The organism is Azospirillum sp. TSH20 (genome assembly GCF_003115935.1).
GTDB lineage: Bacteria > Pseudomonadota > Alphaproteobacteria > Azospirillales > Azospirillaceae > Azospirillum.
This window is the reverse complement of record NZ_LGQU01000090.1, coordinates 1-14,092: the sequence shown is the minus strand read 5'-3', so window position 1 is coordinate 14,092 and position 14,092 is coordinate 1. Positions and strand designations below refer to the sequence as shown.

The window sequence follows — 14,092 nt, the reverse complement described above, 5'->3', positions numbered from 1 at the left end:
TCTCGCTCTTGGTCGCCACGGCAGCGACGCCATCCTTGGCAATGGCGGTGACGGTCAGGTCGAAATCGACATCGCTGTTCGACGGCGGGGTGATGGTCAGACCGGTCAGTTGGGCCGGGGTCAGAGTCCAGGTCCCGTCGGCATTGTGTGTGCCCGCGCTGAGCGTTGCCCCGGTGGGAACGCCGGCGATGACGATGCTCAGCGTTTCCGAACCGTCGGTGTCGGTCAGGGCGGGGCTGATCGTCAGGGCGATGGCGGTGTCTTCGTTGCCTTGGGCGGCGGTGACGGTCAGGGTCGGGGTGTCCGACACCGGATTGACGGTCACCGGCAGCGTCCGGGACACCGACACCGCATCGGCGCTGCCGTCCTTGGCCGTGGCGGTGACGGTCAGGGTGAAGTCCACGTCGCTGTTCGACGGCGGCGTGACGGTCAGACCGGCAAGCTGCGCCGGCGTCAGTGTCCAGGTCCCGTCGGCGTTGTGCGTGCCTGCGCTGAGCGTCGCCCCGGTAGGAACGCCGGCAATGACAATGCTCAGAGATTCCGAACCGTCGGTGTCGGTTAGGGCGGGGCTGATCGTCAGGGCGATGGCGGTGTCTTCGTTGCCACGCGCAGCGGTGACGCTCAGCGTCGGCGTGTCGGTTACCGGGTCGACGGTGACGCGCAGGGTTTCGCTCTTTGTCGCTTCGACGGCGGCGCCGTCCTTGGCGATGGCGGTGACCGTCAGGTCGAAATCGACATCGCTGTTCGACGGCGGCGTGATGGTCAGACCGGCCAGTTGGGCCGGGGTCAGAGTCCAGGTGGTGGTGCCGTCCGGTTGGGTCACGGAACTGCCGGCGCTGAGCGTCGCACCGGCCGGAACGCCGGCGATGGTGATGCTCAGGGCTTCCGAGCCGTCCAGATCGGTCAGCGCCGGGTTGATCGTCAGGGCGATGGCGGTGTCTTCGTTGCCCCGAGCGGCGGTGATGCTCAGTGTCGGGGTGTCCGACACCGGATTGACGGTCACCGGCAGCGTCCGGGTCACCGAGACCGCATCGGCAGTGCCGTCCTTGGCCGTGGCGGTGACGGTCAGGGTGAAGTCGACGTCGCTGTTCGACGGCGGCGTGACGGTCAGGCCGGCAAGCTGATCCTTGGTCAGCGTGATCGAGCCACCGGTGACGGTCAGCACGTCGCCCGCCGTATTGCCGAGGGTCGCACCGGCGGGGATGCCGCTGATGGTGATGCTCAGCGTCTCCGAGCCATCCAGATCGGTCAGGGCCGGGTTGATCGCCAGCGCGATGGCGGTGTCTTCATTGCCGGTGGCGGCGGTGACGCTGAGCGTCGGGGTATCGGTCACCGGATCGACGGTGACGCGCAGGGTTTCGCTCTTGGTCGCTTCGGCAGCGACGCCGTCGTTGGCGATGGCGGTGACCGTGAGGGTGAAGTCCGCGTCGCTGTTCGCCAGCGGCGTGATGGTCAGGCCGGCGAGCTGCGCCGGAGTCAGCGTCCAGGTTCCGTCGGCATTGTGCGTGCCGGCGCTGAGCATCGCCCCAGCCGGAACGCCGGCGATGGAGATCGTCAGCGCCTCCGACCCGTCGGTGTCGGTCAGGGCCGGGCTGATGGCCAGCGGGATGGCGGTGTCTTCATTGCCCTGGGCGGCGGTGACGGTCAGGGTCGGCGTGTCCGACACCGGATTGACGGTGACCAGCAAGGGCGCGCTGGTGCTTGCCGTGGCGGCATCGCCGTCCTTACTGGTGGCCGTGACGGTGAGGGTGAAGTCCTCGTCGCTGTTCTCCGGCGGCGTGATCGCCAGACCGGCCAACTGGGCAGGCGTCAGGGTGATCGAGCCGCCGGAGATGGTCAGCGCCTCGCCGGCCGCGTTGGTCAGAACCGCTCCGTCCGGAATCCCGGAGATGGTGATGCTGAGGGTTTCCGATCCATCCGTGTCCGTCAGGGCCGGATTGATCGTCAGGGCGATCGCCGTGTCCTCGTCGCCTGCCGCCGTCTGGACGGTGAGCGTCGGCGTGTCCGACACCGGCGCGACCGCCACCGCAAGGGTCTGTGTCACCGATACCGGGTCGGCAGTGCCGTCCTTGGCCGTGGCGGTGACGGTCAGGGTGAAGTCCACGTCGCTGTTCTGCGGCGGCGTGATGGTCAGCCCGGCGAGCTGGGCCGGCGTCAGCGTCCAGGTTCCGTCGCTATTGTGGATGCCGGTGCTGAGCGTCGCGCCGCCCGGAACGCCACTGATGGTGATGCTCAACGTTTCCGACCCGTCGAGGTCGGTCAGCGCCGGGCTGATGGTCAGCGGAATGGCGGTGTCTTCATTGCCGGATGCGGCGCTGACCGTCAGCGTCGGCGTATCGGTCACCGGGGTCACCGTGACCACCAGCGGCATGCTGGTGCTGGCCGGAGCGGCGGTGCCGTCCCGGCTGGTCGCGGTGACGGTGAGGGTGAAGTCCGCGTCGCTGTTCAGCGGCGGCGTGATCGCCAGGCCGGCAAGCTGGGCAGGCGTCAGGGTGATGGAACCGCCGGAGATGGTCAGCGCCTCGCCGGCCGCGTTGGTCAGCACCGCCCCGTCCGGGATGCCGCCGATGGTGACGCTCAGGGTCTCCGACCCGTCGGTGTCGGTCAGGGCCGGACTGATCGTCAGCGGGATCGCCGTATCCTCCGCCCCCGTCACCGCCGCGACGCTGAGCGTCGGCGTGTCGGAGACCGGATTGACGGTGACCGGCACCGTGGCGGTGACACTGTTGGGGGTGGCGCTGCCGTCGGTGCTGGTGGCGGTCACGGTCAGCGAGAAGCTGTCGCCACTGTTGGGCGGCGGCGTCAGCGTCAGGCCGGGAATCTGCGAGGAGGTCAGCACGATGCTGCCGTTCACCACCGTCAGCACCGCGCCGGACCCGTCGCGCAGCACCGCCCCGTCCGGAATGCCGGACAGGGTGACGGTCAGCACCTCCGTCCCGCCGGTGTCGGTCAGGGCGGCGGCGATGTTGAGGGCGATCGCCGTGTCCTCGTCGCCCGACACGCCGTCCACCGTCAGGCTGGGCGTGTCGGACACCGGCGCCGGCGTGGTGGTGGCAGCGGCGGTAAGGTCGGGCGCAGCGGTCGGGGCGTCCAGGACGGTGACGGGGGCGGCGTTGGGGACGGTCCCGTCGTCGATGACCTGATCGGGCGTCTCGGGCACGGGGATGTCCGGCAGCGCGACGGCGAGTTCGGTATAGGTGGTCGTCGTGCGCGCGTTTGACAGCAGCTCCGCCCGCTCCACCGCGCTGCCGGTGGCCTCGCGGCTCTCCCCCTCCGACAGGCCCGATCCTTCGGGGCCGACCGGGCCGGAGCCACGGGTGCCTTCGGTGCGCAGGACATCGCCGTTCAGAAGCAGCGCGTTCACCGCCCGGTCGGAGGCGACCGCCACCGATTCGCCGACGACGGTGCCGGTCTGCACCGCGCCGCCGACCATCAGATCCTCGGCGCCGCGGTAGTCGGTCTGAACGTAGCCCAGCGTGTCGTCGGGCCGCTGCAGTTGGACCGCGCTCGCCTCGTGGATGACGCCGCCCAGCCGGGTGCCGTCGACCTGCTGCAGGAGGGTCAGATCGTCCAGGATCTGACGATCGTCGACCGCCGGGACATTGCCTTGAACCGCTTCCTCAGCCATCGGACCGCTCCATAAGAGGGATGCGAAGTCGCACCACGCCACTCGTCACGACCCTAGGTTCTAGCGCTCTGACTTGCTTGTGATAAGAAACATCCTGTGATGAGTTTCAACAGCTTGGACGCTGAACCGACGATCGCAACCATCCTGCCGGCTGCGCTCCACGACACGAAACCACTTGGAAACGCTTGGTTTTCTTCCCCTTTTCCGCAGGTTCTGAAGGGGTGCGCGTAACACCTTTTGTCACTCGGTTGCCTTTTGTTGCTATTCGCGGATTTACCTATCACTAGCAATTGTGGTGTTGATTAGCGCCCGGTTAACTCCGTGAACAGGTTGGTCGTCTTGCAGTCCGCAGCCCCGTCCACCATCCGCTCCGCACCGCGCACCGTAGCGGCAAATGCGTCTTCCGGCAGCGACCGGGCGGCCGAAAAGGCGGCCCGGCGCCTGCTGTCGGGCATGCTGGGGCCGCGCCGCGACCGGGCGATGCTGGTGCTGGCGTCCTTCGCGCTGAACATCTTCGCGCTGGCGCTGCCGGTCACGCTGCTGCACGTCTACGACCGCATCCTGCCGAACGAGTCCTATGGCACCATGCTTCTGCTCGGCATCGGCTGCGGGGCGGCGGCGGTGATGGAGGCGATCCTGCGCGTCGCGCGCTCGGCGCTGACCACCTGGATGGGCGCCCGGATCGAGCATCGGTCGAGCGCGGCGCTGATCGACCGGCTGATGCACATGCCGCTGAACGCCTTTTCCCAGCAAGGGATCGGCACCCATTTCGAGGTCTATCGCGCCATCAAGATGGTGCGGGAGTTCTATTCGGGCCAGGCGTTGCAGTCGGCCATCGACATCCCCTTCGCCGTTCTCTACCTGGGACTGATCGCCCTGCTGGCCAGCTGGCTGGCGGTGATCCCGGTGGCGGTGCTGGCGCTGTTCCTGATCGTCGGCGCCGTGCTGGGCCGGCGGATGCGCCGGGCGCTGGAAAGCCGCCACACGCTGGAGGAACGGCGCCTGAACTTCATCAGCGAGGTGCTGGCCGGCGTCCATACGGTGAAGGGGCTGGGGGCGGAGGCCGGGCTGCTGCGCCGTCACGAACGCCTCCAACAGGGCTGCAGCGAGGAGGATTTCGCCGTCGCGCGGCTCAGCGGTTCGGCCTCCGTCGTCGCCGCCACGCTGGCGCAGGCGACGATGATGCTGGTGGTGATCCTGGGCAGCGTGTCGGTGATCGACGGCACGATGACCACCGGTGTGCTAACGGCCTGCTCGATGCTGGCCGGACGCTGCGTGCAGCCGGTGCAGGCATTGTTCGACCGCTGGGTCCGTTACCAGTCGGTGTCGCTGGCCCTGCGCCGCATCGGCCATGTCCTGCTGGAAGTCGGAGTTGACGGTGCCGCAGCGCAGCCGCAAGCAGACGGCACGTCCGAAGGCGCGGTCACCACGCCGCTGGCCCCCGGCTCCATCGAGATGGACAAGGTCCGCTTCGCCTATGACCGCGGGCCGGAGATCCTGAGCGGCCTGTCGCTGAGCGTCGGGCCGGGCGAGTTCCTGGGTGTGGTGGCGACCAACAGTTCGGGCAAGACCACGCTGCTGCGCCTGATCCTGGGCGTGCTGCGGCCAAGTTCGGGCGAGGTGCGGGTCGGCGTGCGCGCCCTGACGGAGGCCGACGCCATGACCGGCATCGGCGGCGTCGTCTATGTCGGCGAGCATCCGGAACTGTTCAAAGGCACCATCCTGCAGAACCTGACCCTGTTCGACCCCGGCCGGGCCGATCTGGCGATGGAGGTCTGCCGCCGCCTGGGCCTCGACCGCCGCATCGCCAGCCTGCCGCAGGGCTATGAGACCATCGTCGGCGACGCCTCGCAGGAGGCGCTGCCGCGCGGCGCCCGCCAGCTGATCTGCCTCGCCCGCGCGCTGGTGCGCGAGCCCGCCGTGCTGCTGCTGGACGAGCCGAACTCCTCCCTCGACGTCGAGTCCGACAAGGCCTTTCGCCGCGCGCTGGACGAGCTGCGCGGCAGCGTCACCATCCTGCTGGTCACCAGCCGTCCGTCGCTGCTGTCGCTGGCCGACCGGGTGGTGCAGATCGTCGACGGCCATGCCGTCACCCGCAATCCGGAGGCCGGAAGCGTCGGCGGGCAGCCGACCCTGGTCGCCGCCTCCGCCCCGGCGGCCGAGGCGGAGGCCAAGACCGGCGCGGAGCCGATCCGCGCCGCCCATGACGACGGCGACATCCTGCGCCGCCGGCTGGCCGAAGCGTCGGCGGTCGGTGCCTGCATGGTCCCGCTGCTGGACGCGCTCGGCTGGCGCGGCGCGCCGCAGACGCTGGCGGAGGCCCTGCCCCACTTCTCCGAGGTGCAGACGGTGGAGGAGCTGTGCGACGTCTTCCAACGCCTGCATTTCGAGGGGCGCAGCCTGCGCTTCGATCTCGGCCGGCCGGAGCCGTCGCTGCTGCCCTGCCTGTTCCAGGCCCGCGACGGCGGCATCTACACCCTGCTGTCCGCCGACGCCGACGGCGTCACCGCCTTCAGCGGCCGGTCGCGCGAGACGGTGTTGCTGAATTTCGGCAAGGGCACTGCCTATGTCTTCACCCCGCTGGAGGCGGCGGCCGGCACCGGCAACCAGAACTGGGTCGGCACGGTCATCCATGCCTATCTGCCGCTGCTGTGGGCGGTGCTGGGGCTGAGCGCGGTCATCAACCTGCTGTCCGTCGCCGCGCCGCTCTTCACCATGGCGATCTACGACAAGGTCATCGGCACCGGATCCTTCGACACGCTGGCGACCATCGCCGTCGGCGCGTTCCTGGTGATCGCCGGCGATTTCGCCCTTCGCCAGATCCGCGGCCGGGCGCTGGCCCATGCCGGGTCGCGCATCGCCCGCAGCATCAGCAACGCCACCATCGAGCGCATCCTGATGCTGCCGGTGGGGTTGAGCGAGCGCGCCGCCATTGGCACGCAGATCGCCCGGGTGAAGGACCTGGAATCGATCCGCGACTTCATCAGCCAGGGACAGGTCGCGGCGCTTTTTGACGTGCCCTTCGCCCTGTTCTATCTGGGGGTGATGGCCATGCTGGGCGGGCCGTTGGCGCTGGTGCCGCTGGGCGCCGTGCTGGTGACCGCCGCCATCGGGGCCGCCGTCCACCCGCTGGTGCGCGCCCGCACCGGCACCACCGCGCGTGCCGACACCGAGCGGCAGGAATTCTTCGTCGAGATGGTCGCCAAGATGCCGGCGCTGCGCGCCATCGGCGGGCTGGCCCATTGGCGCGACCGCTATGACCGGCTGTCGGCCCGCACCGCGCGGTCGGGCCACACCGCCGCCAACCTGTCGGCGACCCATGCGGCGCTGGCCGGGCTGGTGGTGCCGGTCGCGGGACTGGCCACCGTCGGCGTCGGCGCCCTGCAGGTCTTCGCCGGCACCATGACGCCGGGTGCGCTGATGGCGTCGATGATGCTGCTGTGGCGGGTGATGGTGCCGCTGCAGACCGCCGTCTCCATGCTGCCGCGAATCGAGCAGCTGCGCGCCAATGCCCGCCAGATCAACGGCCTGATGAGCATCCGGCCGGAGCGCGAGTCGCGTTGCGCCACCCTGCAGCCGCGCAAGCTGAAGGGCGAGGTCTCCTTCTCCCGCGTGTCGCTGCGCTATCGCAACGATGCCGACCCGGCGCTGGTCGGCGTGACCTTCACCGTCAAGCCGGGGCAGATCGTCGCCATCGTCGGTTCGGACGGCGCCGGCAAGTCGTCGCTGCTGAAGGTGATGCTGGGGCTCTATGCGCCGCAGGCCGGCAATGTGCGGATCGACGGCGTCGACATCCGCCAGATGGACCCGATCGACCTGCGCAAGTCGGTCGGCTATGTGCCGCAGGCCAGCTCGCTGTTCTACGGCACCATCGCCCAGAACCTGCGCTTCGCCGACCAGACCGCCGACGAGGCCGAGCTGCGCTGGGCACTGTCGCTGGCCGGCGCGCTGGACGAGGTGGAGGCGCTGCCGCGCGGGCTGGACACCCGCATCGGCGACAACCAGTCGCTGCGCCTGTCACCCAGCCTGACGCAGAAGATCTGCCTGGCCCGCGCCTATATCCGCCGGCCGCGCATCCTGCTGCTGGACGAGCCGGCCAGCCGGCTGGATTTCGAGGGCGACAAGGCCCTGCACGCGGCGCTGGCCGCGCTGCGCGGCCACAGCACCATCTTCCTGGTCACCCACCGGCCGAGCCACCTGACGCTGGCCGACACCGTGCTGACCATGGACGCCGGCATGATCGCCCCCGCCAACCCGGCCGGCGGCCTGCCCGGTCCCCGCCCGGTTGGTCCGGGGGGTGGTGGCAGCAGCGTCGCCAACGGCATCGCCGGGGCGCTGCTGGGCGGGATCGGGCTGCAACGCCCGCCCGGCGTCGCCGCCACGCCGCAACGCTGACCCGTTTCGCTCCTTTCTCTTCGAATTCAGTGTGAACCGCAGATGGCCGCTTCAGACCTCGCCCGCCCCACCGGCAAATCGCTCAGCGCCGACGATGCGACGCTGTCGCTGGTCCGCGCGACCATCCTCGTGCTGGTCCTGCTGCTGGCAGCATTGCTGACCTGGGCCACGCTGATGCCGGTCAAGGAGGCCGTCGTCACCGCCGGACAGGTGGTGCCGTCCGGCAACTCCCAGGTCGTCCAGCATCTGGAAGGCGGCATCGTGTCGGCCATCCTGGTCAAGGAGGGCGATTTGGTCGAGGCCGGCCAGCCGCTGATCGTCTTCGACCCCAAGCAGGTCCAGGCCGAGCGCGAGCAGATGAACGCCCGCCTGCTGACGCTGGAGCTGCGGGCGGAGCGGCTGCGCGCCTTCGCCGCCGGGCGGGAGCCGGACTTCACCCGCGCCGCCGGTCCCGACACGCCGCAGGCGAAGGCCCAGATGGAGGCGCAGGTCGCCGACCAGCGGCTGATCTACGACACCCAGCGCAAGGCGCGCGACACCGCCATCGCCGTGCTGCAGGCCCAGGTGTCGCAGCGCGAGGCCGAGCTGGCGCTGTATGAAGGGCAACTGGCCAACATCAAGGACCAGATCACCTTCATCACCGGATCGGTCGACATCCGCAACAGGCTGGAATCAATGGGCCTGTCGTCGAAGCTGCAATCGCTGGAAACCCAGCGCGAGCAGTCGCGCCTGATGGGCGAGCAGCGGCGGATCGAGGGCCAGATCATCGCCACCCGGCAGGCGATCACCGAGGCCGGCAACCGCATCCTCGACCAGTCGGCCAAGCTGTCGCAGGACGCCGTGACCGAGATGGGCACCGTCACCGCCGAGATCGCCCAACTGCGCGAGGCCCGCGCCAAGCTGGACGACCGCGCCGAGCGGCTGACCGTGCCGTCGCCGGTGCGCGGGCTGGTGCAGGATCTGCGGATCAACACCATCGGCGCCGTGGTGCCGGAAGGCGGCGTCCTGATGCAGATCGTCCCGGTCGACCACGAGATGACGGTGGAGGCGCATGTCACCCCGCGCGACGTCGGCCATCTCCAGGTCGGGCAGGAGGCGACGGTGAAGGTGCTGACCTACGACTTCGCCCGCTACGGCGCCATCACCGGCACGCTGCAGCGCATCTCCGCCTCCACCTTCCTGGACGAGCAGAAACGCCCCTACTACAAGGCGGTCGTGGCGCTCAGCCGCAACCATGTCGGCCGCGACGACGTCCAGCATCCGGTTCTGCCCGGCATGACCACCCAGGTGGAGATGCCCACCGGCGAGCGGTCGCTGCTGGAATATCTGCTGAAACCGATCTACTTCGCCCTGTCCGACAGCTTCAACGAACGGTGAGGATAATGCCCTCTCCCGCCCCGGGAGAGGGAGGGACCCGCCGAAGGCGGGAGGGTGAGGGGTTGCGCAAACATGGATTTCGATCCTTGGATCACCCCTCACCCTTCCCATGCTCCGCATGGGCCCCTTCCCTCTCCCGGGGCGGGAGAGGGAGAGTCACCCACACAAACGCAAAAAAGGCCGCCGGTCCTGGGTAGGACGGGCGGCCGATGGAAAGCGCGAGCGGTCAGTAGGCGCCGAGCGAGCGGGCGGCGGCGGTGAATTCCTCGGCCAGCCAGCCTTCGTGCTCGATCAGGTGGCCCATCAGACGCTTCAGCGCCGCCTCGTAGACCTCGGCGCGCTCGCCATCGGGCAGGCCCGCCACGTCCAGGCGGGCGACGAAATCGTCAACCACCTGTTCGGCCTTCCGGGTGTCGACTTTTGTCATGACGGGGAACAACCTGGGGTTCGTATCGGCGAGCTTCTGGGGAATCATCGGGGCGCCTTGATGCTGGACGCGGGGCCTTTGCGAATAATGGGTCTGCGACCGGCGGGTGTGAAGATGCGATTTAGCGTTTAAATGAAATAAATTTAGGCTGCATTTGATACATCTCGTTTCATGTGTCGCTGGCCGGTGGCGAAAAGCGGCAAACCGCGAGCGTGGTACAGCCCCGACACAGCTCGACAGAATATGTCACGACATACCAGTAGCAATCATTGGTGCCAGTACCTAAAATTGCCGCGACTCAGCAGCGCCCGTGAACGCCATGGCCGGCCGCCCCAACCGCAGCGCCTCCCTTCAGACCGTGCCGCTTCATGCGGTGGAACCGGATCCGGCAGCCGTCAGCCTCGACAAGGTCAAGGCGATCCTGGCCCCGCTGGACCGGGCGCAGAAGTCCAAGCTGTTCGAACTGGTGCAGGCAGGCCATCTGGAAGACGACCAGATGACGGTGGAGGTCGGCCGCCTGATCGTCGCCATGCTGAACGGCCCGCGCACGGAACATGCCCGGCGCATCTGGACCGGCTGGTTCGACCCGGTGATGCTGCGCACCGATGCGCTGATGCTGGCGGAAAGCCGGCCGCCCGGCTGCATGCATGTGGTCGACGCCAGCGCCTGGTGGTTCGCCCTGCTGCCGCATCTGCGTGACCTCGCCGGGCGGGTCCAGGCCGACATCGCCGACCGTGCCAGCGAACATCCGCTCGACGCCGTCCTCGCCTCCCCCGCCGCCGCGGAATGGGCGGAGGAGCTTCGCGTCCGTTCGCTGGAGGTCCTGCGCCGGCGCGGCGCGGCCGGACCGCTGCTGGCGACCGCCAACGCCGAGCGGATCACCCTGCTGCGCAAGCGCGGGCTGACCGGGGTGGCGCCGCTGTCGTTCGGCGATCTGGCGATGCTGGACGCCATGCTGGAGCATGCCCCGCTGTGGAAGGGCGCCGTCCGTCCGCGCGACACCATCGGCATCCTGCACATGGTGTCGGAGATGGCGGAGCGCGGCGCCGCCACGGGTGGCGGTGCGGAGGGCGCGATGCAGTACGCCCTGGCCCTGCTGAACGGATCGCGCGATCCCGATCAGGCGCTGGCCCTCCATGGCCTGTCGCCCAACCCGGCTCTGGTCGAGGCGGCGGTCGGGCATGTGCAGTTCGCTTGGCAATGCCTGCGCCAGAAGCTGGAGGACCTGCATCTCGGCCGCCCCGCTCCGCCGCAACTGACCGCCGGCGAGACGGTGGACCGGCTGCAGGAGCGCGCCTTCCGCTGGTACGATGCGCTGCAGGGCTTCGGCGTCGAGCGCGGCGGGCGCAACTGGGCAGCGGTGTCCGCCGCCGTCGGCCGGGTGACCGGGCTGGTCGAGGGAGAGGTGGTGCCGGTGCTGAGCCACCGCCTGCTGACGCTGAACGCCAGCAGCTCGGCCCGGCCGCTGATCGACCCGGTGCGCTTCATCAACGGCTTCAACCACCGGCTTCGCCGCCGCGGCATCGCCGCCTCGACCAACCCCTGGCTGACGGCGATCGGCGAGCATCTGGCCGGCTTGTTCCGACAGATCGGCGCCTATGGCCGGGAGGATGCGCTGTCCGCCATGGCCGAGCTGTGCGAGCTGGCCGAAGAGACCGGCTATCCCATCGAGGTGACGGCCATCGACAAGACGCTGCTGGCCATCGCCGAGCGGGCGCTGCGCGACGGCCGCGAACTGAACACCGCCGAAAGCAGGCTGATCGAGCGCGTCGTCACCGTCGCGACCGAGGAACGCCGCCGCTGCCGCTGGTGGGTGTCGGGCGAACTGGTCAGCCTGCTGGATGCCGCCCAGCAGCGCGGCATCGGCCCGACGCCGCAATAGGACCGCTCAGGACGACAGCGTGATCCCGGCCTTCACGGTGGCCAGCGCCAGCTGCGTGCGGTTGCGCACGCCCAGCCGCTGCATCACCGTGCGCAGATGCACCTTGATGGTGCCCTCCAGCACGCCGAGCGCGCGGGCAATCTCCTTGTTCGACTGGCCTTCCAGCAGGAGCCGCAGTACCTCGCGCTGGCGCTCGGTCAGGCCGTTGACCGCGTCGCTTTCGTTGCGCACCGGAGCGGCGGCGGAAGCCAGCGCGATGCGGACCGGCCTGCCATCGGGCGGCGTCGGTGGTGCCGGTGCGAAGATTCCGCCCGCCAGCACGATGGGCAGCGCCTGATCGAGCACCCCGCCCTCGCAGCCCTTGTGGACGAAGCCACGGGCGCCGGCACGGATGCAGGACGCGATGACGTCGCCGTCGCTCACCCCTGAGACGACGATCAGCGGTACGTCGCCAGCCGCCTCCAGCATGTCGGTCAGGCCGCTGTGCTCGTCGCTGTCGCTCATCTGCAGGTCGTAGAGGATCGCGGTGAGGTCCGGTTCGGAGCGTACCTTGCGCACGGCCTCGGCCAGCGAACCCGCCTCAACGACCGCTGCATGCTCGTAGCGCTGCCGCAAGGCCAGCGACAGGCCATAACGAACCAGCGCGTGATCGTCGACAACCAGGAACTTGAGCGGATCGTCGGACGGCGTCCGGCGGTCGGATACCATGTCCCGCTCCGAGGAGTCTTGGGCGTGCTGCACATGATGATCCACGTTTGTTCCCTTTCATAGGTCGAAAGTGCCGTTACCCGCCGGATCTCCGGGGGGCGACTGCAACCTTAGTTCCAAGCGGCAACCCGGAAGAACCTTCCCATCCGGCGGTCTTTCCGGTGCATGGGGATGAGCAGCCAGCAAACCGGAAGTGGCAAGGCCGCAATTCCGCGCCTGTGCACTTGGCGGCGCCTCATCCCCGGCGTTTCCCCCCGGTCTTGTAGCGGCCGCCGTCGGTCTTCAGGCCAAGCGGGACCAGGACCGAGAAGACGGACCCCCGTCCCGGCGACGACCGCAGCGCAATCCCGTGCCCGAGCTGACGGGCCAGCCGCGCCACGATGGCGAGGCCGAGGCCGACACCGCGCCTCTGATCGCGGTCGCGGTTGTCCAACTGCCGGAACTCCTCGAAGATGATGCTCTGGCACTTCTCGTCGATGCCGGGACCGGTGTCCCACACCTCGATGCGCAAGCAGGGGCGGCCCTCCAAGTCGTGGCAGCGGCGGCAGCCCAGCAGGATCGACCCGGACGCGGTGTATTTCAGCGCGTTGGCGAGAAGATTGCGCAGGATGCGCTCCAGAAGCTGCGCATCGCTGTACACCACCGCAGTGCTGGAGACGACGCGGAATCGGATGCCGCGCATTTCCACCTGGATGGTGAACTCGCCTTTGATGACGTCCAGCATGTCGCACATCGGCACCGGTCCGATGTCCGGATCCAGTGCCCCAGCTTCGAGACGCGCGGTGTCGAGCATGCCCTCCAGCAGGGTGCGGATCGACAGATGCGCAGCCAGAATCCCACCCAGGATCGGCCGCTCGGCATCACCCAGCCGATGGCGCAGCACATCCAGGAACAGCCCCATGGACATCACCGGCTGGCGCAGGTCATGGCTGGCCGTGGCGAGAAGCTGGAGCTTGTCGGCATCGGCGGCCCGCAGACGCTGCAGTTCCTCGTTGGAGCGGGCGAGTTGCAGGTTGGCTTCCTCGATGCGCTCCAGCGAGAGGCGCAGCTTCTCATCCATGGCGCGCAGCTCTTCCAGCGAGGCGTTCAGATCGCTGTCGGAGCGGTCGAACTCCCGGTTCAGGTGGTCCTGAGCGTTTTCCCGCAGCGAGAGCCTTTCCTGCACCGCATCCAATTGAGACATCGTATCCCGGTATCGTCCAGTGACCATCCGCAGATGGTTGCGCTGGCGCGCGACCATCTCGTTCGCGCCGCTGTGGCGCTGCTCCAGATCCTCGATCTGCGTCTGCGCCTGCTCCAGTTCGGCGGACAGGTGCTGGACCTCAGATGCCGAGCGTTTTTCCTTCAGGTCTTCCGCCACGCAGATGAAATGCTCCGGCTCGCCGCTGGGGCTGATCAGCGGCGCAATGACCAGTGAGCACAGATAGTCGCTGCCGTCCTTGCGCCGGTTGACCAGGGTACCGCGGGTAACCTCGCCGTTCTGCAGGTCGCGTTTGATGGCGGCGGACGCCGCCTTGTCGGTGCGCGCGCATTGCAGCATGCGGGGCGATCGGCCGATCACCTCATCCGCCCGATAGCCGGTGAGGCGTATGGCGCGACAATCAGGATGGAGAGCGCGACAATCAGGATGAGACGGTCTGGGGTCGCGGCAGGAGCATGATTGACGCTGCAGTAG

At 68.7% G+C, this 14,092-nt stretch carries 6 protein-coding genes and 1 pseudogene; 3 read left to right on the top strand and 4 right to left on the bottom strand.

Annotated elements, in window-relative coordinates:
• Positions 1–3,628: pseudogene (locus TSH20_RS23215) on the bottom strand (calcium-binding protein); the annotation flags it as partial.
• Between the two features lie 339 nt (positions 3,629–3,967).
• On the opposite strand from TSH20_RS23215, the gene TSH20_RS23210 reads away from it, so the two are divergent.
• Positions 3,968–8,023 (top strand): ATP-binding cassette domain-containing protein, encoded by a 4,056-nt coding sequence (locus TSH20_RS23210; protein ID WP_247871469.1) that lies wholly within the window; start codon positions 3,968–3,970, stop codon positions 8,021–8,023.
• Between the two features lie 42 nt (positions 8,024–8,065).
• Positions 8,066–9,400, top strand: coding sequence for an HlyD family type I secretion periplasmic adaptor subunit (locus TSH20_RS23205; RefSeq protein ID WP_109156793.1), 1,335 nt, complete (start codon positions 8,066–8,068; stop codon positions 9,398–9,400).
• A gap of 226 nt (positions 9,401–9,626) precedes the next feature.
• On the opposite strand, the gene TSH20_RS23195 is transcribed toward TSH20_RS23205, so the two are convergent.
• Complete coding sequence (locus TSH20_RS23195) at positions 9,627–9,827, bottom strand: hypothetical protein (RefSeq protein WP_109156795.1); 201 nt, start codon at positions 9,825–9,827, stop codon at positions 9,627–9,629.
• A gap of 319 nt (positions 9,828–10,146) precedes the next feature.
• Between TSH20_RS23195 and TSH20_RS23190 the strand changes: the two genes are divergently transcribed.
• Entirely contained in the window at positions 10,147–11,709 is a 1,563-nt protein-coding gene (locus tag TSH20_RS23190) for a hypothetical protein (RefSeq protein WP_109156796.1), read from the top strand.
• A 6-nt stretch (positions 11,710–11,715) separates the two neighbouring features.
• On the opposite strand, the gene TSH20_RS23185 is transcribed toward TSH20_RS23190, so the two are convergent.
• Positions 11,716–12,417 (bottom strand): response regulator transcription factor, encoded by a 702-nt coding sequence (locus TSH20_RS23185; RefSeq protein ID WP_109156797.1) that lies wholly within the window; start codon positions 12,415–12,417, stop codon positions 11,716–11,718.
• 235 nt (positions 12,418–12,652) lie between these two features.
• Positions 12,653–14,008, bottom strand: coding sequence for an ATP-binding protein (locus TSH20_RS23180; protein WP_282183583.1), 1,356 nt, complete (start codon positions 14,006–14,008; stop codon positions 12,653–12,655).
• Positions 14,009–14,092 lie beyond the last annotated feature (84 nt).

Coding starts and splice junctions, on each gene's coding strand:
- TSH20_RS23205 (WP_109156793.1), top strand. CDS start 8,066: ATGGCCGCTTCAGACCTCGCCCGCCCCACCGGCAAATCGCTCAGCGCC.
- TSH20_RS23195 (WP_109156795.1), bottom strand. CDS start 9,827: ATGACAAAAGTCGACACCCGGAAGGCCGAACAGGTGGTTGACGATTTC.
- TSH20_RS23190 (WP_109156796.1), top strand. CDS start 10,147: ATGGCCGGCCGCCCCAACCGCAGCGCCTCCCTTCAGACCGTGCCGCTT.
- TSH20_RS23185 (WP_109156797.1), bottom strand. CDS start 12,417: ATGGTATCCGACCGCCGGACGCCGTCCGACGATCCGCTCAAGTTCCTG.